Source organism: Nocardioides okcheonensis, assembly GCF_020991065.1.
In the GTDB taxonomy this organism is placed as follows: domain Bacteria; phylum Actinomycetota; class Actinomycetes; order Propionibacteriales; family Nocardioidaceae; genus Nocardioides; species Nocardioides okcheonensis.
In genome coordinates this window covers 2,605,026-2,622,327 of sequence record NZ_CP087710.1, presented here as the reverse complement: position 1 = coordinate 2,622,327, position 17,302 = coordinate 2,605,026, and the positions used below count along the sequence as shown (strand labels likewise).

The following is a 17,302-nucleotide window of genomic DNA, read 5'->3' as shown; positions in this document are numbered from 1 at the left end:
CGCCCCGCGGGGAGGTCCTCAGTGGGGTACGTGCTTCTCCCGCCAGGCCCGCGCGACGATCTCGCCGAGCACGGCGGTGTCGATGGCGTCGAGGCGCTTGACGTAGAGGCAGCCCTTGCCGGTGGTGTGGGGTCCGAGCAGGTCGAGGAGCTCGTCGGGACCGTCCTGCAATAGGCCGTAGAAGGTCAGGGCCGCCTTGCGCGGCGAGAGCCCGACGGCGAACCAGTCGTGCACCTTGGCGTCGGCGGTCGTGTACGGCGCGTGGCCGAAGCCGACGATCGACGGTCCCCAGACCCGCGCCTCGGCGCCGGTCGTCCGGGTGATGAGCTCGATCGCGGCGCGGGCATCGTCGCGGCGCCGCTCGTCGGCGGTGGCGGACAGGATCTCGTCGACGGAGGGCAGGTCGCTCATCGGGACATCATCGCCCAGCTGGGTCGGGGTGGGGGGCGACCGCCGGGGTCAGGCGCCGAGCGCGAGCCGCGCCGCGATCGCCAGCATCACGAGCCCGACGGCGACGTCGAGGACCTGCCAGGCGCGGGGGCGCGCCAGGCGCGGCGCGGCCAGCCGCGCGCCGTACCCGAGCCCGGCGAACCACAGCAGGCTCGCGACGCACGCGCCGAGGGCGAACCACCAGCGCCCCGGGTCGCCGTGCGTGCCGGCGACCGAGCCCAGCAGCAGCACGGTGTCGAGGTAGACGTGCGGGTTGAGCCAGGTCAGCGCGACCGCGCGGCCGAGCACGCCGCGGCGTGACTCGACGACGCCGTCGCCCACCGCCAGCGCCTCGGGTCGCCGGGCCCGCAGCAGGGACAGCACGCCGTAGGCGGCGAGGAACGCGACGCCGAGCCAGCGCACCACCTCGACCGCCCACGCGGCCCGGTCCAGCACCACCCCGATGCCCGCGACGCCGGCGAGGATCAGCACGACGTCGGACAGCGCGCACACCGCGACCACCAGCCCGACGTGGCTGCGGCGCAGCCCCTGCCGCAGCACGAACGCGTTCTGCGCACCGATCGCGACGATGAGCGACAGCCCGGTCAGCAGCCCGGCGACGACGTCTCCCACCCGCCCAATCTAGGGCCGACGACCCTGACGGATGTCAGGGGTGACTAGGGGCGATATCCCATGGCAGGCCACTTCGCCGGACTGGGACACTTCCCCCATGACTGAGCAGCCCCGGGAGGGCGTGGCGACCGACGTCGCCGCAAGCGCACGAGACCTGGTGAAGACCTACGGCAAGGGCGAGGCGGAGGTACGCGCGCTGGACGGCGTGTCCGTCGACCTGATGCGCGGCGAGTTCACCGCCGTGATGGGCCCCTCGGGGTCCGGCAAGTCGACGCTGATGCACTGCCTCGCGGCGCTCGACACCCCGAGCGGCGGCGAGGCCGTCGTCGACGGCACCGCGCTGGGCCGGCTCAAGGACAAGGACCTGACGACGCTGCGTCGCGAGCGGATCGGCTTCGTCTTCCAGTCGTTCAACCTGGTGCCGACGCTCAGCGCGGAGGAGAACATCCTGCTGCCGCTGAGCCTGGCCGGGCGCAAGCCCGACCGCGCGTGGTTCGACCAGGTCGTCGACGCCGTCGACCTGCGCCCGCGCCTGGGCCACCGGCCGAGCGAGATGTCCGGCGGCCAGCAGCAGCGCGTCGCCTGCGCCCGCGCGCTGGTCAGCAAGCCGTCGATCGTCTTCGCCGACGAGCCCACCGGCAACCTCGACTCCACCAGCAGCGCCCAGGTGCTCGGGTTCCTGCGCCGCAGCGTCGACGAGTTCGCCCAGACCGTCGTGATGGTGACCCACGACCCGGTCGCGGCGTCCTACACCGACCGGGTGCTCTTCCTCGCCGACGGCAAGATCGTCGACGAGCTGCGCCAGCCCGACCGCGACCAGATCCTCGAGAAGATGGCCCGCCTGCAGGACGTCGCGATCCGCAAGGCGGCCGGCTGATGCTCCGCCTGACCTGGCGCAACCTGCTCGCCCGCAAGGTCCGCCTCCTGATGAGCACGCTCGCGATCGTGCTCGGCATCGGCTTCCTCGCCGGCGTGATGACCTTCAGCACCGGCCTCAACGCCACCTTCGACAACATCGTCAAGGGCTCCACCCCGGACGCGCAGGTCCGCCCCGCCGGCGACGTGCAGGGAGCCAACGCCGGCGTCGGCACCACCGCGCTGGTCACGCCCGCCGACGTCGACAAGCTGGCCGCGCTGCCCGAGGTGGCGCAGGCCGACGGCTCGGTCGACGGGCTGGGGTCGTTCCTGCTCGGCAAGGACGACAAGCTCGTCGGCGGCCAGGGCGCCCCGACGCTGGCCTTCAACTACGCGCCGGGCGAGAACATGCAGGGCGAGCCGGTCCTCGAGCTCAACCAGGGCGGGTGGCCCGAGAAGCCGGGCGAGGTCACGATCGACACCTCGTCGGCCGAGCGCGGGTCGTACGAGGTGGGCGACACCGTGACGATGATCGTGCCCACCGGCGAGCCCCGGCGCACCTTCACCCTCGTCGGCACGGCCGACTTCAACGGCGGCGGCACCGCCGGCGCCACCCTCGTCCTGATGGACACGAAGGAGGCGCAGGAGATCTTCCTCGACGGCCAGGACGGCTTCACCAGCGTCTCGCTAACCGCCGCCGACGGCGTCTCCCAGACCGAGCTCGTCGACGCGGCGAAGGCCGTCACCCCGGAGGGCTTCACGGCCGTCACGGGCGACAAGGTGGTCGAGGAGACCCAGGACCAGATCGGTCAGTTCCTCGACGTCATCTCGATCTTCCTCACCACCTTCGCGGTGATCGCGATCGTCGTGGGCGCGTTCATCATCTTCAACACCTTCTCGATCCTCGTCTCCCAGCGGGTGCGCGAGTCGGCGCTGCTGCGCGCACTCGGCGCCAGCAAGCGCCAGGTCACCCGGGGGGTGCTGGTCGAGGCGTTCCTCATGTCCGTCGTCGGCGCGACCCTCGGGCTGCTGCTCGGCCTCGGCCTGTCGCGCGGTCTGGCCGGGCTGTTCCGCTCCTTCGGCCTCGACATCTCCGGCGACGTGCTGACGCTCACCCCGTTCACGGTCGCGGCGGGCTACGTCGTCGGCATCCTCGTCACGATGGTCGCCGCCTTCGTGCCGGCACGCCGCGCGGCGAAGGTGCCGCCCGTGGCCGCGATGCGCGACGACCTGGTCGTGCAGGAGAAGGGCATGGGTCGGCGCCTGGTCCTGGGCACGATCGCGATGGTGGTCGGCATCGCGCTGGTCGCGGCCGGCCTCGTCGGCGCTCCCGGCACCGACGCGATCTGGATCGGCGCCGGCGCGGTGATCTGGGTGGTCACCACCGCCGTCCTCGCCCCGGTCCTCGGCAAGCCGGTGCTGCTCGCCTGCCGCGGCGTGTTCGGCCGGCTGTTCGGCACGCCCGGGCGGCTGGCCGGCGAGAACGCGCTGCGCAACCCGCGGCGTACGGGCGCGACCGCCTCCGCGCTGATGATCGGCCTCGCCGTCGTCTCCGCGGTCGGCGTCCTCGCCTCGTCGCTCAGCGCCACCCAGGACAAGATCGTCGACGACCAGTTCACCAGCGACTTCCTCGTCCAGCTGCCGACGTTCCAGGGCTTCCCGACGCAGTACGGCGACCAGATGGAGCAGGTCGACGGCGTCGACGTCGTCTCGCGCCAGCAGGGCATCCCGGTGAGCGTCGAGGTCGACGGCAAGCCCGACCAGGCCTTCGCCAACGGCGTCGACGCGGCGTTCACCGACGTCTACACGCTCACGATGCTCGACGGCACCGAGGAGCTCAGCGGCGACCAGGTGCTGCTGAGCCAGGGCCGCGCCGACGACCTGGCCGCGAGCGCGGGCGACACGATCGACGTGGAGTTCCCCGGCGGGAAGACCATCCCGCTCGAGGTCGCCGGCGTCTTCGAGGACACCCCGGTCACGAGCGGCATCACGGTGCCGTTCTCGGTGCTGGAGGAGGCCGGCGTGAAGCGCAGCGACTCCTCGCTGTCCATCAACGTCACCGACGGCGCCGACCTGGGAGCGGTCAAGCAGGACCTCGACGACGTGGTCAAGGACCTGCCGATCCTCTCGGTGCAGGACAAGCAGGAGTTCAAGGAGCTGATCAGCGGGCAGGTCAACCAGCTGCTCTACGTCATCTACGGCCTGCTCGCCCTCGCCGTCGTGATCGCGGTGATCGGCATCGTCAACACCCTCGGCCTGAGCGTCCTCGAGCGGACCCGCGAGATCGGCCTGCTGCGCGCGGTCGGGCTGTCGCGGAGCCGGCTGCGGCGGATGATCACCCTCGAGTCGGTCACCATCGCGCTGCTCGGCGCCGTGCTCGGGATGGTGCTCGGCCTGGTCATCGGCGTGGTGCTGCGCGAGTCGTTGAAGGACGACCTGACCGAGCTCTCGCTGCCGATCAGCAGCCTGCTGGTGTTCCTCGTCGTGGCCGTGATCTTCGGCGTGCTCGCGGCGATCGTCCCCGCCGTCCGCGCGTCGCGGATGAAGGTGCTGGACGCCATCGCCAGCGAGTGAGCCGGGTCACGCCCCAGACCCCCGGGTGGTGACACGCCCGGGGGTCGGTGGCACCGTGACGAGGTGAGCCAGACACCAGACACGACGCAGGCGCCGGCCCGGCGCAGCGACTCCGACACCCGCTTCTTCGGCCAGCCCGGTGTGCTGGCGAACCTGTTCGGCGTGGAGCTGTGGGAGCGGTTCAGCTTCTACGGCATGCAGGGCATCCTGCTGATCTACCTGTACTACTCCGCGGCCCAGGGCGGCCTCGGCATCGACGAGGGCGTCGCCACCGGCATCGTCGGCGCCTACGGCGGTGCGGTCTACCTCTCCACGATCCTCGGGGCCTGGCTGGCCGACCGGCTGATCGGCCCGGAACGGACGCTGTTCTACTCCGCGATCGCCGTGATGGCCGGACACGTCGCCCTCGCCCTGCTGCCCGGCCTGACCGGCGTCGGCGTCGGCCTGGTCCTGATCGCCCTCGGCTCCGGCGGCGTGAAGGCCAACGCGACCTCGCTGGTCGGCTCGCTCTACGACGAGCACGACACCCGCCGCGACGCCGGCTTCTCGCTGTTCTACATGGGCATCAACATCGGCGCGCTGATCGGCCCGCTGCTGACCGGCCTGCTGCAGAAGGAGGCCGGCTTCCACTGGGGCTTCGGCGCCGCGGCGGTCGGCATGGCGCTCGGCCTGACCCAGTACGCGCTGTTCCGCAAGAACCTGCCGGCCGAGACCAACCACGTCGCGAACCCGCTGCCCCAGGGCAAGCTCGCGACCTACGGCATCGCGGCCGCGGTCGTGCTGGTGGTCGTCGGCGTGCTCACCTGGGTCGGCGTCATCACCGCCGACCGCCTCGCCAACATCGTCATCGGCATCAGCGCGGTGGCGGCCGTGGCCTACTTCGCCCTGATCCTCCGCGACCGCGAGGTGCAGGGCGTGGAGCGCAGCCGGATCTTCGCGTTCGTGCCGCTCTTCGTCTGCAACGTCGTGTTCTGGTCGCTCTACCAGCAGCAGTTCACCGTCGTGACGATCTACGCCGACAAGCGCCTCGACCGGGACCTGTTCGGCTGGGAGATGCCGGTGTCGTGGGTGCAGTCGATCAACCCGGTCTTCATCATCGTGCTGGCCGGCGTCTTCGCCGCGCTCTGGACCAAGCTGGGCGACCGCCAGCCGGTCACGCCGTTCAAGTTCGGCGCCGGCACCGCGCTGATGGGCGTCGCGTTCTTCTGCTTCCTGCCCATGCCGGGCGGGGAGAACACCGCGCCGCTGCTCGGCCTCGCCGGCATCCTGCTGGTCTTCACCCTCGCCGAGCTGCTGATCTCGCCGGTCGGCCTGAGCGCCACCACCAAGCTCGCGCCGAAGAAGTACCGCACCCAGATGGTCGCGCTCTACTTCCTCTCGATCGCGCTCGGCACCGCCCTCGCCGGCGTGCTGGCGGGCTACTACGACGACACCAACGAGAGCCCGTTCTTCATCTGGGTGGGTCTCGCCTCGGTCGTCACCGGCGTGGTCGTGATGCTCGCGTCGAAGCCGATCCACAAGCTGATGGCGGGCGTCGACTGACGTGCTCGCGGGCTCGCTGCTCGGCTAGTGAGGAGCCTCGGGGCCCGAGCTGGCTGGCCCTCCAGCCGGTGTCGGCGTGTCGCCGTCCGACACGCCGACGGTGGAGCCTGCGGCCCGACCTAGCGGCCCTGCGCTCCACGGTCGGGCTCAGTAGCCGCCCTCGGGCGGGACCATCTCGCCGCGCACCCCGAGAAGCCGGACCGGACGCTGGTCGTCGAGGGCGAGGAAGAGGTCGAAGGCGGTCTGCGTGATCACCTCGACGTCGAAGGTCGGCTCCGTCAGCTTGCGGACCTTCGTGAAGGTGATGAACGGGGCGAAGCGGACCTTGAGGTGGACCCGCTGCACCGCGCGGTCCTCGCGGCGTACGTCGTCGACGACCCGGGTCGCGAGCTCGGCCAGCGCGGCGCGGACCGCCTCGGCGGTGAGCAGGTCGGCCTGGTAGGTCGTCTCCCGGCCGTGCGCGCGGGCGACCCACGGGGTGTCGTCGGGCCACGCCCGACCGCCGCCGCGGCCGAGCCTGCCGAGGTGGCCGCCGCTGGCCGGACCGAAGGCGGCGACCAGCGCGTCCTCGTCGGCCGCGGCGAGGTCGGCGACCGTACGGATCCCGATCGCCTCGAGCCGGGCACCGATCCGGTTGCCGACGCCCCACAGCGCCGTGGTCGGCCGCGCGCCCATGACCTCCGTCCAGTTGTCGCGGGTGAGCCGGAAGGTGCCCTGGGGCTTGCCGAAGTCGGTGGCGATCTTGGCGCGCACGAGGGTGTCGCCGATGCCGACCGAGCAGTGCAGCGACGTCGCCTCGAGCACGGCCGCCTGGATCGCGTGGGCCGCGGCGAGCGGGTCGTCGGTCTCGACCCCGACGAACGCCTCGTCCCAGCCGAGGACCTCGACGACCGCTCCCGGCATCGCCCGCAGCGTCTCCATCACCCGCGCCGACGCCTCCTCGTAGACCGGGAAGTCGACCGGCAGGAACACCGCGTCGGGGCAGCGCCGCTGGGCGAGCTTGAGCGCGAGGCCGGAGCGTACGCCGTGGGCGCGAGCCTCGTAGGACGCCGTCGACACCACCGCGCGCTCGGTCGGGTCGCCGCGCCCGCCGACCACGACCGGAAGGCCGACCAGCTCGGGCCGGCGCAGCAGCTCGACCGCGACCAGGAACTGGTCCATGTCGACGTGCAGCACCCAGCGGCCCATCCGCCCATTGTGGGGGAGCCCTCCGACAGGCCGGCCGGAAAACCGGGTGCGGCCGGGACCGCGCAGCGCCTACCGTTGTCCGCGGCGGGATCAGCGGCAGGGCCCGGAGTTCCGGGGCCCGGTTCCGCGCGTCGTACCCCGCCACACGCCCTCCACGGCAACGGCATCGGAGCTGTTCACTCCTGTGAGTTCGACTCTCACACCTCACGGGTGGTGGCCGGTGACGGGTCGCACCTGCATGCCCTGAGGCCGGACCGGTCCGCACGACGGTCCGTGTCCCCGCACGCCGGTGCGGTCGCCGACCACCACCCCACACACCCACCCCAGCGACCCGAAGGAGGATCGCCATGACCATGACCACCTACGTCTCCCGCCCCGACCGGCTCGTCACCAGCCGCTCGCTGCGCCACGGCCTGCGCCCCACCTTCGCGGTCCAGCCGTGGCAGGTCGCGCTCGAGCGCCGCGACGGCGAGCCGACCCGCGTCCTGCCGGCCGGCCGGCACGTGCGCCGGACCCGTGCGACCTACCAGGTCGTCGACCTGCGCGAGCGCATCGACGTCGTGCCCGCGCAGGAGGTGCTGACGGCCGACGGCGTCACGGTCAAGGTCTCCGCCGTGTGGACCTGGGCCGTCGCCGACGCGGTCGCCCACACCGAGCGGGTGCACGACCCGGTGCACACCGTCTACGTCGCGGTGCAGCGCGCCCTGCGCGACGCGCTGTCCGGGCTCGAGGCCGAGGCGCTCGTCCGCTCGCCCCGCACGGGGCTGGCGCCCGGCGCGCGGGAGGCGGTGGCCGAGGTCGCCGCCGGGGTCGGCATCCGGCTGCTCGACGTCGTCGTGAAGGACGTCGTGCTGCCCGCCGACCTGCGCGCGGCCCACGCCGAGCTCGTCGTCGGCCGGCACCGGGCGCAGGCGCAGCTCGAGGCGGCGCGCGCCGAGACCGCGGCCCTCCGGTCGCTCGCCAACGGCGCCAAGCTGCTCGACGACCACCCGGCGCTGGCGCAGCTGCGGCTGGTGCAGGCGCTGCCGCCCGGCTCGCGGGTCGAGGTGGTGGCGCCGGGGCGTACGCCCTCGCGCGAGGACTGAACCCGGGTCGGGGTGGCGGACTGCTGTCGTGCGGTCCGCCACCAGTCGGAGACGCGCAGGCATTGGTGTCCGTGCGCCCGGTCCGCCACGCTCGGCGCCCTCGACCGGTCGGAGGAATGCCTGCGCGTCTACCCCTGCGGGCGGGTCGGGCGCCGGTCGTGCGGCGTAGCGTCGATCGCATGACCAGCGACCAGCCCGAGCAGGACGCGTACGCCGAGCACCCCGAGGAGTCGGCCTTCCCGGCGGCCGGCGAGCGGGTCAGCGACGCCGACCGGCAGCGGGCCCTCGACGCCCAGCCCGGCGGCAACGCCTCGGTCGGCGACACGGTCGACACCTCCGACGTCGACTCGCAGGCCGAGGAGGGGACCTCCGGCGAGGAGGTCGCCCAGCAGGCGCGGGGTGCCTACCGTCCGGACTGACCGTCCTCCTTGTCGTCGCGGTGCAGCAGTCGCCACGCGAAGACGAGGCACGCCGTCGCGGCGGTGGCACGGAACCAGTCGAAGTCTCCGAGCAGCCACACGCCCTGCCCGACGGCCATGACCGCCCAGAGCGAGGCCTCGATCCGGCGCTGGCGGGCGTGGTCCGGCACGAAGCCGGCGGCGAAATCCTCGGGCGTGCCGCACTCCTCCTGCACGGTGCGGCCGGCGTCGGCGGCGATCGCGTGCGCGTCACCGATGATCTTCGCCACCCGCGCGTCGGCGAGGTGGTAGCGACCGCGCAGGATGGCGCCGACCTGGCGCGACCACTCGTCGACGTCGGCGATGGCGGGAGCGGGCGTGGGACGCGCGTCGGCCCACCGGCCCGCCGCTGCTGCGAGGAGCGCGCAGGCGGCGGCGAGCCAGAGGTACGACCAGGTGCTGGCCGTGCCGAGCGGGTGGGCCTTCGCCCACTCGTTGGCAAGGGCGAGCGTGGACGCACCGACCACGATCGACGCGAGCGTGCCGGCGACGGCGACGGCCGTGCCCCGGGCGCGCAGCAGCGTGTCCGACGTCGCCCACACGACGGCCTTGAGCACGCCGATCCCGACCGGCAGCAGGACGTAGCCCGCCGTCCAGGTCAGGCTGGTGCGCCCGTCGGCGAGGAGGACCACCATGAAGGCGAGCGACACGAAGGACGCGATGCCGAGCCCCCACGCGGGGACCTCGCGCCACGTCATGCTCGACGCGTCCCACAGGTGCAGCCGGCCCTCGTCGACCCACCGGTCGTAGAGCGCGTCGGAGTGCTCCTCCGGCGTGCCGAAGAGCTCCTCGGGCGACTCCTGCGTCTCCCGCACCAGCGCGAGCGCCTCCTCGAGCCCCTCGCAGACCTGGTGCGGCTCGACGTCGCGGCGCAGCAGCCGCCACGAGACGGCGAATGCCCACGCGCCGTCGCTCTCGTCACCACGCGCCCGGTCGAACTCCTCGTGCAGCGCCGCCAGCGGTGTCGTCTGCTCAGCCATGTCTCGTCGCCCCCGTGCTCATCGTCGTCATCGTGTCCCCGAGCTGCCGCCAGGCAGCCAGGTCGTGTGCCAGCCGTTCGCGGCCCTGCGCGGTCAGCTCGTACGCCTTGCGCCCCGGGCCGCCGTGCCCCTCGACCCACGTCGCCTCGACGTCGCCGCCCTCCTCGAGCCGGCTGAGCACGGGGTAGAGCGAGCCGCCCTTGAGCAGCCCGAACCCGCGCTCCGCGAGCGCCTGCGCGACGGCGTACCCGTGCAGCGGGCCGCCGTCGAGGGTGGCCAGGACCGCCACGTCGAGCGCGGCCCGCACCCACGGTGCGGGCCAGAGGGCGTCGGTCATGGGACTAAGTACAGCACATACCTAGATACGGACGACTGGTCGACCGTCGTGGTCGCTTGTCGCCCGATATGGCGGGCGTCGAGCGGACAGTGGTCCGCTCGACCCCGGCGATGGTCGCGCGGGCCTCAGCCGAGGAACGCCCCGAGCCCGTCCAGCAGCCGGTCGACCTCGGCGTCGTCGTTGTAGGCCGCGAGCCCGATCCGCAGGCCGGAGTCGACGGGGAGGTCGAGGGCGCGGAAGGTCTCCACGGCGTAGAACGTGCCGGGCGGCACCATCACGTCGCGCTCGGCGAGGAAGGCGTGGGCGTCCTTCGGGTCGCGGTCGCGCAGGGTGAGGAACAGCGTCGAGGTCCGGTCGGCGGCGCGCGAGTGGAGCGTGAGGTGGTCGGCCAGGTCGGCCAGGCCGTCCTCGATCCGCTGCCGCAGCCGCAGCTCGTGGTCGGCGATCGCTGCGGCGGCCGAGACCAGCCGCTCCCGGCGCGAGGAGCCGGTCCCGAGGGAGGCGATCAGGTCGACGGCCGCGGTGACGCCGGCGAGCAGCTCGTAGGGCAGCGTCCCGAGCTCGAAGCGCTCGGGCACCGCGTCGGACGACGGCACGAGCTTGTCGGGCCGCAGCGTCTCCAGCAGCGACGGATCGGCGACCAGCGCGCCGCAGTGCGGGCCGAAGAACTTGTAGGGGGAGCAGACCAGCAGGTCCGCGCCCATCGCGGCCAGGTCGGGCGCAGCGTGGGCGGTGTGGTGGACCGCGTCGACGTGGACCAGCGCACCGACCTCGTGGGCGCGGGCCGCGACCGTGGCGACCGGCGGGCGGGTGCCGAGCAGGTTGGAGGCCGCGGTGAGCGCGACCAGCCGGGTCCGGTCGGTGATCGCGTCGAGCGACGACAGGTCGAGCTCGCCGGTCGCCGGGTCGAGGCGCAGCCAGCGCACGGTCACGCCCGCGCGCTCGGCGGCCTGGATCCACGGCCGGACGTTGGAGTCGTGGTCGAGCTCGCAGACGACCACCTCGTCACCCGGCTCCCAGGTCTTCGCCAGCGCCCGCGAGACGTCGTACGTCAGCGCCGTCGCGCTGCGCCCGTGCACCACGCCGCCGGGGACGCCGCCCACCAGGTCGGCGATCGCCGAGCGGAAGCCCGCCACCGCGTCCTCGGCGTTGCGCTGGCTGACCAGGAGCGAGCCGCGCTGCGACAGCGGACCGGTCAGTGTGCGGGCGATCGCCTCGCCGACGACGGCGGGCGTCTGGGTGCCGCCGGGGTTGTCGAAGTGGGCGATGCCGGAGGCCAGGGAGGGGAAGCCGGAGCGGAAGGACGCGACGTCGAACGACATGGCACGAGCCAACCAGACGCCCGGCCGGCGCGCCCCGACCGGGCTCCCGTCAGGCCGTGGTCACGCCGTCGTCACGCCCGGCGTCTGCTCGAGCGTCGTGGCGCCGGTCATGATCGCGACGACGTCGTTCATCGAGTGCGTCTGCGGCGTCACCACGCCGGCGCACCCTCCGAGCCGCTGGATGTGGATGCGGTCGGCGACCTCGAAGACGTGGGGCATGTTGTGGGAGATCAGGATGACCGGCTTGCCGCTGTCGCGGACCTGCTTGATCATCTTGAGGACCTGGTTGCCCTCCTTGACCCCGAGCGCGGCGGTCGGCTCGTCGAGGACGATGAGCTTGTCCGCGAACGCGGCCGCGCGGGCCACGGCCACGGCCTGCCGCTGGCCGCCGCTGAGGGTCTCGACGGCCTGCGACATGTTCTGGATCGTGCCGATGCCGAGCGCCGACAGCGACGAGCGGGCGTCCTCGCGCATGCCCTTGTAGTCGAGCATGCGGAGCACCGATCCCAGCGGGCCGGGCCGACGCCGCTCGCGGCCGAGGAACATGTTGGTCGCGATGTCGAGCGCGGGCGCGACGGCGAGGGTCTGGTAGACGGTCTCGATGCCGGCGTCGCGCGCGTCCTGCGGTCGCTTGAAGCTGATCGGGCTCCCGTCGAGGCGGATCTCGCCCGCGTCGGGCTCGACCGCGCCGGTGAGGCACTTGATGAGCGTCGACTTGCCGGCGCCGTTGTCGCCGACGATCGCGAGCACCTCGCCCGGGTAGAGGTCGACGTCGACACCGTCGAGGCCCACCACCCGGCCGAAGGTCTTGACCAGGCCGCGCGCGGAGAGCACCGCGGTCCTCTGGGTCGTGGGGCTCGTGGGGGCGTTCATGCGCGCACCTTCCTGATCCACTGGTCGATGGACACGGCCACGATGACGAGCACGCCGATGGCCAGGATCCGGTAGTTCTGGTCCACCCCGGCGAGGGACAGGCCGCTGTTGAAGGCGTAGACGATGAGGGCTCCGACGGCGGTCCCGGCGAGGGTGCCGCGGCCGCCGAAGAGGCTGGTCCCGCCGATCACGACGGCGGTGATCGACTCCAGGTTGGCCTGGGGCACGGCGTTGGTGCCGGCGGCGCTGGCGCGGCCGATCATCAGCCAGGCGGTGAGGCCGAACACGAGGCCGGCCACCGCGTAGACGCTGAGCAGCACCCGGTCGACGCTGATGCCGGCGAGCCGCGCGGCCTCCGGGTCGTCGCCCACGGCGTACACGTGGGTGCCCCACCGGGTCTGGGTCAGCGCGAAGTGGAAGGCGAGGTAGAGCACGACCACGATGACGACGCCGTAGGTGATGGTGAAGTCGCCGAAGCGGATGACGTTGCCGGTCCAGAGCATCAGGTCGTCCATGTCGGAGGCCTGGATGCTCTGGCCCTTGGTGTAGAGCAGCGTCAGGGCGGTGAAGACCGACAGCGTGCCGAGGGTCGCGATGAACGGTGGCAGCTTGAGGCGCGTGACCAGCAGGCCGTTGAGGGCGCCGCACGCGGTGCCGATCGCGATGCCGAGCAGGATCGCCACGGGCGCCGGCAGCCCGGACTCGGCGTGGAGGGTGGCCGAGACCATCATCGCCAGCACCATCACCGCGCCCACGGAGAGGTCGATCCCGGCGGTGAGCACGATGAGCGTCTGCCCGATCGCGAGGGCGGCGATGATCGCCGCCTGCTGCAGCACGAGCGAGATCGAGCCCGCCTCGGCGAAGCGCGAGTTGAGGGAGGCGAACACCACCGACGCCATCGCGAGCACCAGCAGCGGGCTCAGCGCCGGGTGGCCGTGCAGGACGTGCTGGATGCGTTGGAGCGGCGTGCGGCCGCGCGCGGCGAAGACGTCCGCCGCCGTGGCCGGCGTGCTGTCGTCGTCGACCGCCGCGGCTTCGGGCGGGGTGGTGGTGCTCACGATGTCCTCCTGGTGTGGGGTGGCCCGACGGGGACCGGTCTGGATCCGGTCCCCGCCGGGTCGTTCGACCTGCGGGGGTGTCAGCCCCAGCAGAGGTCGGCGCCCTCGGTGGTGTCGATGCTCTCGACGCCGTCGGCGGGCGAGTCCGTCACCAGCTTCACGCCGGTGTTGAAGAAGTCCAGGCCCTCGGAGGGGGCCGGAGCCTCCCCGCCGCGCGCGATCGCGGCGATGGCCTCGACGCCCTTCTCGGCCATCACGAGCGGGTACTGCTGGGAGGTCGCACCGATGATGCCGTCGGCCACCTGCTGCACGCCGTCGCAACCGCCGTCGACCGAGACGATGAGGACGCCCTCGGCGCCGCCGGCCTGCTCCAGCGCGGCGTGCGCGCCCACGGCGGCGGGCTCGTTGATCGTGTAGACGACGTTGATGTCGGGGTTCTTGTTGAGGCAGGTCTCCATCGCCGTGCGGCCGCCGTCCTCGGCGCCGTTGGTCGGCTCGTTGCAGACGATCTCGTAGTCGCCGCCCGAGTAGGAGCCGGTCGGCTCCTCGTCGCCGTTGACCTGCTCGTCCGCGACGTCGATGCCCATGCCCTCGAGGAAGCCCTGGTCACGGTTGTAGTCGACCGACACGACCTGGTCGTTGAACAGGTCGAGCAGCGCGATGGTGGCCTTCTCGCCGTCGAGCTGCGCGGCGGTCCACTGGCCGATCAGCCGGCCGGCCTCGACGTTGTCGGTGGCGAACGTGATGTCCGCGGTCTCCGGCGGGTCGGGCGGCGTGTCGAGCGCGATGACGTAGAGCCCCGCCTCGCGGGCCTTGTCGAGCGCCGGGTTGACGTCGGGGCCGCTGGGGGTGATCAGGATCCCGTCGTCACCGCGGTTGACGGCCTCCTCGATCGCGGCGATCTGGCCGGCGGTGTCGCCGTCCTCCTTGCCGGCGGCGGTCGTGATGTCGACGCCCTCGGCCTCGCCGGCCTTCTTCGCGCCGTCGGCCATGGCGACGAAGAAGGGGTTGGAGGTGTTCTTGGTGATCAGGGTGACGGCGATGGTGTCCTCGCCGCCCTCGGAACCGGCGTCCCCGGAGTCGTCGCCGCACGCGGCGAGCCCGAGGGCGAGGAGCGTCGTGATGGAGGCCACCGCGAGCGGGCGGCGCAGACGGTTGGTCAAGGTCTTTCCCTTTCGGACGACAGGCGTCACCGCGCGGCGTTGGCGTGCAGCTGACAACGTTGTCATCCGCCAGAGTGAGCGCCCCGACACAGGTGTGTCAAGGGTCACACGTACCCTTTGACATCGTTGTCTAGTCCGTGGACGAGGTGAGGCTGCGCGATGGCACGCGGTGGTGGAGGATCTGCGCGTGAATGAGGGACGCGCCACCATGCAGCACGTCGCGACGCTCGCCGGGGTGTCGCTGAAGACCGTGTCGCGCGTGGTCAACGGCGAGACCGGGGTGTCCGAACCGCTGGTCGCGCGGGTCCAGGAGGCGGTCGAGCGCCTCGGCTACCGGCACAACCTCACCGCCAGCAACCTGCGACGGGGTCGACGCACGGCGTCGATCGGCATGCTGGTCCAGGACCTCAGCAACGACTACTGCGGCCAGCTGCTCGGGGCGGTGGAGGCGGTGGCCCGCCAGCGTGGGGTGGTGGTGATGTCGGCGAGCCTCGACGAGGAGCCCGAGCGCGAGCGCGAGCTCGTCGCCCGCCTCGTGGCGCGCCGCATCGACGGGCTGATCCTGATGCCGGCCACCGAGGACCAGCGCTACCTGCTGCCCGAGATCATGGCCGGGCTGTCCGTGGTGGTCGTCGACCGGGCGCCGCGGGGCATCGCGCTGGACTCGGTCAGCGTCGACAACCGCACCGGCGCGGCCGACGCGGTGCGCCACCTCGCCGGCTTCGGGCACCGGCGGATCGCCTTCCTGGGCGACGACAGCCACATCAGCACCGCCCTCGACCGGCGCGCGGGCTACCGGTCGGCGCTCGCGGAGCTCGGGCTGGAGCCCGACCCGCACCTCGACCGGCTCGGCATCCGCAACGACGTCGACGCGGAGGAGGCCGCCCGTGCCGTCCTCGCGCTGCCCGAGCCGCCCACGGCGATCTTCACCGGTCGCAACACGATCACGGTCGGCGTGGTCCGCGCCCTGCGCGCGCTCGGCCTGTCCCGCGACGTCGCCCTGGTCGGCTTCGACGACTTCTTCACCGCCGACCTCCTCGAACCCGGCGTGACCTGCGTCCGGCAGGCGGTCCGCGAGCAGGGCGAGACCGCGATCGACCTGCTCCAGTCCCGCCTCGACGGCGAGCAGGGGCCGCCACGCGAGGTGGTGCTGGCCACCACGCTCGTCGCACGCGGGTCCGGTGAGATCAGGGGCCCCCACCCGGCGTGAGGCTCAGCTGGCGATGTGCACCACGGCGTCGCCGGAGTTGACGAGCGGCGCCTCGGTCCGGCCGATCACGATGCCGTCGCGGTTGGCGTAGACCGCGCGCAGGGTCTTGCCGAAGGAGTCGAAGAGGGTGCCGAGCCGCTCGCCGTCGCTGACCTTCTGCCCGAGCTGGACGTCGAGGTGCAGGATGCCGGTGCGGCGGGCCCGGACCCAGCCGCTGGAGCGGCACTCCAGGCTCGGCTCGACCGACGGCTCGTCGACCGGCTCGGTCATCCCGAGCGCGGCCAGCACCCGACGTACGCCCAGCACGCCGGCGTCGACGGCGTAGGCGTCGAAGCGCAGCGGCTCGCCGGCCTCGTAGAGCAGGACCTTGGCGCCCTGCTCGCGCGCGGCGTGCCGCAGCGAGCCGTCGCGGATCTTGGCGTGGAGCATCACCGGGGCGCCGAAGGCGGCGGCGAGGTCGCGGGTGCCGGGGTCGTCGAGGTCGGCGCGCACCTGCGGGAGGTTGCTGCGCCGGTCGGAGCCGGTGTGCAGGTCGATGCCGACCTCGCAGCCCGACACGATCTCGCGCATGAACAGGTGCGCGATCCGGCTGGCCAGCGACCCGCGCGCCGACCCGGGGAACGAGCGGTTGAGGTCGCGGCGGTCGGGGAGGTAGCGGTCGCCGGTCATGAAGCCGAGCACGTTGACGATCGGCACCGCGACGAGCGTGCCGCGGAACGTCTTGGGGTCGAGGCCGGCCATCACCTGGCGCACCACCTCGACGCCGGCGACCTCGTCGCCGTGGATGGCGGCGTCGATCCACACCGCCGGTCCGTCCTCGCGGCCGTGCACCACCCGCACGGGGAGCGTCACGTCGGCGCCGGTCACCAGCCGGGTGATCGGCAGCTCGAGGGCTCGCGCCGAGCCGGACCGGATCCGGACGCCGCCGATCGCGAACGACTCCCGCGCCACTAGCGGGTGCTCCGGGCGGTCGGGGTGCTCACGACCTCAGGGTAGTGGGCACGGGGCCCGCCCCGACGCCTCCCGGGGGATGGGGAGGCGCCGGGGCGGGCGGTCGGGGGGTCAGCTGTTCTGGCTGGAGCCGGAGGCCGAGCCGTCGTCGGTCGACCCGCTGTCGGTGTCGGGCTGGCCGTCGCCGTCGAAGTCGGGCGCCTGGCCGGTGGTGCCGCCCTGGTCGGTGCCGGTGCTGCCGGGCGGGGCGCCCATCTGCCCTCCCATCTGCCCTCCCATCTGGCCGGGCCCGTCGCCGTCGCCGTCCATGTCCCCCATCGGTCCGCCGTGGCCGCCGGGGAAGCCCTGCTGGCCGGTGAGCCCGGTCTGGTCGGTGGTGGACGTGGTCGTGCCGGTGGTGCCGTCGTGGCCCGCGGCGTAGCCGGCTCCGAAGCCGGCGCCGCCGACCGCGAGCCCGGCGACGACCGCCCCGGCCGCGACGAGGCGGCGGCCCTTCGCCACGCGCCAGGAGCGCGAGCGGGCCGGGGTGACGTCGGCGTCGAGGGCGGGCTGGTCGGGGGCGTACGCCGGGGTGGCCGGCGTGGCGTCGGGGTGCGGGGTGCTGCTGCTCATGGTGGTGCCTCTCGTGGGTGGGGTCGGGGTGG

Annotated in this window: 17 protein-coding genes; 6 read left to right on the top strand and 11 right to left on the bottom strand. The window is 73.0% G+C overall.

What is annotated here, in order from left to right:
* Positions 1-18 precede the first annotated feature (18 nt).
* A complete protein-coding gene (locus tag LN652_RS12685; protein ID WP_230440997.1) occupies positions 19-411 on the bottom strand; it encodes a DUF1801 domain-containing protein in 393 nt (130 codons plus the stop codon).
* 48 nt (positions 412-459) lie between these two features.
* Positions 460-1,062, bottom strand: a complete 603-nt coding sequence (locus LN652_RS12680) for a LysE/ArgO family amino acid transporter (protein WP_230440996.1) — start codon at positions 1,060-1,062, stop codon at positions 460-462.
* Positions 1,063-1,159: 97 nt separating this feature from the next.
* Here LN652_RS12680 and LN652_RS12675 point away from each other — a divergent pair, with 97 nt between their 5' ends.
* The 3 genes from LN652_RS12675 to LN652_RS12665 all read left to right on the top strand — a co-directional run bounded on the left by LN652_RS12675 (position 1,160) and on the right by LN652_RS12665 (position 6,033).
* Positions 1,160-1,939 (top strand): ABC transporter ATP-binding protein, encoded by a 780-nt coding sequence (locus LN652_RS12675; RefSeq protein ID WP_230440995.1) that lies wholly within the window; start codon positions 1,160-1,162, stop codon positions 1,937-1,939.
* Positions 1,939-4,491: an ABC transporter permease gene (locus LN652_RS12670; RefSeq protein WP_230440994.1), complete on the top strand. Its 2,553-nt coding sequence runs from the start codon at positions 1,939-1,941 to the stop codon at positions 4,489-4,491. Before LN652_RS12675 ends, LN652_RS12670 begins: the two co-directional genes overlap by 1 nt.
* A 63-nt stretch (positions 4,492-4,554) precedes the next feature.
* A complete protein-coding gene (locus LN652_RS12665; RefSeq protein WP_230440993.1) occupies positions 4,555-6,033 on the top strand; it encodes a peptide MFS transporter in 1,479 nt (492 codons plus the stop codon).
* A gap of 147 nt (positions 6,034-6,180) precedes the next feature.
* Here LN652_RS12665 and LN652_RS12660 read toward each other — a convergent pair whose 3' ends face one another.
* Complete coding sequence (locus tag LN652_RS12660; protein WP_230440992.1) at positions 6,181-7,221, bottom strand: DNA polymerase IV; 1,041 nt, start codon at positions 7,219-7,221, stop codon at positions 6,181-6,183.
* Between the two features lie 347 nt (positions 7,222-7,568).
* Between LN652_RS12660 and LN652_RS12655 the strand changes: the two genes are divergently transcribed.
* Positions 7,569-8,306: an SPFH domain-containing protein gene (locus LN652_RS12655; protein WP_230440991.1), complete on the top strand. Its 738-nt coding sequence runs from the start codon at positions 7,569-7,571 to the stop codon at positions 8,304-8,306.
* Positions 8,307-8,485: 179 nt separating this feature from the next.
* Positions 8,486-8,725, top strand: a complete 240-nt coding sequence (locus LN652_RS12650; RefSeq protein ID WP_230440990.1) for a hypothetical protein — start codon at positions 8,486-8,488, stop codon at positions 8,723-8,725.
* Here the strand turns inward: LN652_RS12650 and LN652_RS12645 are convergent.
* The 6 genes from LN652_RS12645 to LN652_RS12620 all read right to left on the bottom strand — a co-directional run bounded on the left by LN652_RS12645 (position 8,710) and on the right by LN652_RS12620 (position 14,497).
* Entirely contained in the window at positions 8,710-9,744 is a 1,035-nt protein-coding gene (locus LN652_RS12645; RefSeq protein ID WP_230440989.1) for a hypothetical protein, read from the bottom strand. The two genes, LN652_RS12650 and LN652_RS12645, sit on opposite strands and share 16 nt — an antisense overlap.
* Positions 9,737-10,081 (bottom strand): PadR family transcriptional regulator, encoded by a 345-nt coding sequence (locus tag LN652_RS12640; RefSeq protein WP_230440988.1) that lies wholly within the window; start codon positions 10,079-10,081, stop codon positions 9,737-9,739. Before LN652_RS12640 ends, LN652_RS12645 begins: the two co-directional genes overlap by 8 nt.
* A gap of 125 nt (positions 10,082-10,206) precedes the next feature.
* Positions 10,207-11,403 carry a cysteine desulfurase-like protein gene (locus LN652_RS12635; protein ID WP_230440987.1) on the bottom strand — a complete coding sequence of 399 codons (1,197 nt, stop codon included), beginning with the start codon at positions 11,401-11,403 and terminating at the stop codon, positions 10,207-10,209.
* Between the two features lie 60 nt (positions 11,404-11,463).
* Positions 11,464-12,276 (bottom strand): ATP-binding cassette domain-containing protein, encoded by an 813-nt coding sequence (locus LN652_RS12630; protein WP_230440986.1) that lies wholly within the window; start codon positions 12,274-12,276, stop codon positions 11,464-11,466.
* Positions 12,273-13,334, bottom strand: coding sequence for an ABC transporter permease (locus LN652_RS12625; RefSeq protein ID WP_230440985.1), 1,062 nt, complete (start codon positions 13,332-13,334; stop codon positions 12,273-12,275). Before LN652_RS12625 ends, LN652_RS12630 begins: the two co-directional genes overlap by 4 nt.
* Before the next feature lie 80 nt (positions 13,335-13,414).
* Positions 13,415-14,497 (bottom strand): substrate-binding domain-containing protein, encoded by a 1,083-nt coding sequence (locus tag LN652_RS12620; RefSeq protein ID WP_230440984.1) that lies wholly within the window; start codon positions 14,495-14,497, stop codon positions 13,415-13,417.
* 187 nt (positions 14,498-14,684) lie between these two features.
* On the opposite strand from LN652_RS12620, the gene LN652_RS12615 reads away from it, so the two are divergent.
* Entirely contained in the window at positions 14,685-15,707 is a 1,023-nt protein-coding gene (locus tag LN652_RS12615) for a LacI family DNA-binding transcriptional regulator (protein WP_230440983.1), read from the top strand.
* A gap of 3 nt (positions 15,708-15,710) precedes the next feature.
* Here LN652_RS12615 and LN652_RS12610 read toward each other — a convergent pair whose 3' ends face one another.
* Both LN652_RS12610 and LN652_RS12605 read right to left on the bottom strand, forming a co-directional pair.
* Positions 15,711-16,658, bottom strand: a complete 948-nt coding sequence (locus LN652_RS12610; RefSeq protein WP_230440982.1) for a succinylglutamate desuccinylase/aspartoacylase family protein — start codon at positions 16,656-16,658, stop codon at positions 15,711-15,713.
* A 111-nt stretch (positions 16,659-16,769) separates the two neighbouring features.
* Positions 16,770-17,270 carry a hypothetical protein gene (locus LN652_RS12605; protein ID WP_230440981.1) on the bottom strand — a complete coding sequence of 167 codons (501 nt, stop codon included), beginning with the start codon at positions 17,268-17,270 and terminating at the stop codon, positions 16,770-16,772.
* Positions 17,271-17,302 lie beyond the last annotated feature (32 nt).

Bases quoted from the DNA above. Each gene is read 5' to 3' on its own strand.
- LN652_RS12685 (WP_230440997.1), bottom strand. From the start codon at position 411: ATGAGCGACCTGCCCTCCGTCGACGAGATCCTGTCCGCCACCGCCGAC.
- LN652_RS12655 (WP_230440991.1), top strand. From the start codon at position 7,569: ATGACCATGACCACCTACGTCTCCCGCCCCGACCGGCTCGTCACCAGC.
- LN652_RS12630 (WP_230440986.1), bottom strand. From the start codon at position 12,276: ATGAACGCCCCCACGAGCCCCACGACCCAGAGGACCGCGGTGCTCTCC.
- LN652_RS12675 (WP_230440995.1), top strand. From the start codon at position 1,160: ATGACTGAGCAGCCCCGGGAGGGCGTGGCGACCGACGTCGCCGCAAGC.
- LN652_RS12635 (WP_230440987.1), bottom strand. From the start codon at position 11,403: ATGTCGTTCGACGTCGCGTCCTTCCGCTCCGGCTTCCCCTCCCTGGCC.
- LN652_RS12650 (WP_230440990.1), top strand. From the start codon at position 8,486: ATGACCAGCGACCAGCCCGAGCAGGACGCGTACGCCGAGCACCCCGAG.
- LN652_RS12605 (WP_230440981.1), bottom strand. From the start codon at position 17,270: ATGAGCAGCAGCACCCCGCACCCCGACGCCACGCCGGCCACCCCGGCG.
- LN652_RS12645 (WP_230440989.1), bottom strand. From the start codon at position 9,744: ATGGCTGAGCAGACGACACCGCTGGCGGCGCTGCACGAGGAGTTCGAC.
- LN652_RS12660 (WP_230440992.1), bottom strand. From the start codon at position 7,221: ATGGGCCGCTGGGTGCTGCACGTCGACATGGACCAGTTCCTGGTCGCG.
- LN652_RS12640 (WP_230440988.1), bottom strand. From the start codon at position 10,081: ATGACCGACGCCCTCTGGCCCGCACCGTGGGTGCGGGCCGCGCTCGAC.
- LN652_RS12670 (WP_230440994.1), top strand. From the start codon at position 1,939: ATGCTCCGCCTGACCTGGCGCAACCTGCTCGCCCGCAAGGTCCGCCTC.